Annotated in this window: 1 tRNA gene and 1 rRNA gene; both read left to right on the top strand. The window is 55.9% G+C overall.

Annotated elements, in window-relative coordinates:
• Nucleotides 1–1262 (top strand): 16S ribosomal RNA (locus ACGTN6_RS20410); the annotation flags it as partial.
• A gap of 71 nt (nt 1263–1333) precedes the next feature.
• Nucleotides 1334–1410: transfer RNA gene (locus tag ACGTN6_RS20405), tRNA-Ile, on the top strand.
• The last annotated feature ends 17 nt before the right edge of the window (nt 1411–1427 follow it).

The following is a 1427-nucleotide window of genomic DNA, read 5'->3' as shown; positions in this document are numbered from 1 at the left end:
GCGATCCGTAGCTGGTCTGAGAGGATGATCAGCCACATCGGGACTGAGACACGGCCCGAACTCCTACGGGAGGCAGCAGTGGGGAATATTGGACAATGGGCGAAAGCCTGATCCAGCCATGCCGCGTGTGTGAAGAAGGCCCTCGGGTTGTAAAGCACTTTCAGTGAGGAAGAACGCTTGTGGGCTAATACCCTGCAAGGAAGACATCACTCACAGAAGAAGCACCGGCTAACTCCGTGCCAGCAGCCGCGGTAATACGGAGGGTGCGAGCGTTAATCGGAATTACTGGGCGTAAAGCGCGCGTAGGCGGCTTGATAAGCCGGTTGTGAAAGCCCCGGGCTCAACCTGGGAACGGCATCCGGAACTGTCAGGCTAGAGTGCAGGAGAGGAAGGTAGAATTCCCGGTGTAGCGGTGAAATGCGTAGAGATCGGGAGGAATACCAGTGGCGAAGGCGGCCTTCTGGACTGACACTGACGCTGAGGTGCGAAAGCGTGGGTAGCAAACAGGATTAGATACCCTGGTAGTCCACGCCGTAAACGATGTCGACTAGCCGTTGGGGTCCTCGAGACCTTTGTGGCGCAGTTAACGCGATAAGTCGACCGCCTGGGGAGTACGGCCGCAAGGTTAAAACTCAAATGAATTGACGGGGGCCCGCACAAGCGGTGGAGCATGTGGTTTAATTCGATGCAACGCGAAGAACCTTACCTACTCTTGACATCGAGCGAACTTTCCAGAGATGGATTGGTGCCTTCGGGAACGCTCAGACAGGTGCTGCATGGCCGTCGTCAGCTCGTGTTGTGAAATGTTGGGTTAAGTCCCGTAACGAGCGCAACCCTTGTCCCTATTTGCCAGCGATTCGGTCGGGAACTCTAGGGAGACTGCCGGTGACAAACCGGAGGAAGGTGGGGACGACGTCAGGTCATCATGGCCCTTACGAGTAGGGCTACACACGTGCTACAATGGCCGGTACAGAGGGTGGCAATACCGCGAGGTGGAGCTAATCTCATAAAGCCGGTCTCAGTCCGGATCGGAGTCTGCAACTCGACTCCGTGAAGTCGGAATCGCTAGTAATCGTGAATCAGAATGTCACGGTGAATACGTTCCCGGGCCTTGTACACACCGCCCGTCACACCATGGGAGTGGACTGCACCAGAAGTGGTTAGCCTAACTTCGGAGGGCGATCACCACGGTGTGGTTCATGACTGGGGTGAAGTCGTAACAAGGTAGCCGTAGGGGAACCTGCGGCTGGATCACCTCCTTAATCGACGACGTCGCCGGCACTCGGCAAGTGTCCACAATGAATTACCTGATCGGCCAGAGCAAAGACTGTTTGGGTCTGTAGCTCAGTTGGTTAGAGCGCACCCCTGATAAGGGTGAGGTCGGCAGTTCAAGTCTGCCCAGACCCACCAAAATTTGTGTAATACGT

Source organism: Halomonas sp. B23F22_20 (assembly GCF_043496985.1).
Taxonomy (GTDB): domain Bacteria; phylum Pseudomonadota; class Gammaproteobacteria; order Pseudomonadales; family Halomonadaceae; genus Halomonas.
The sequence above is the reverse complement of the archived record's forward strand: the minus strand, read 5'-3'. Positions and strand labels throughout refer to the sequence as shown.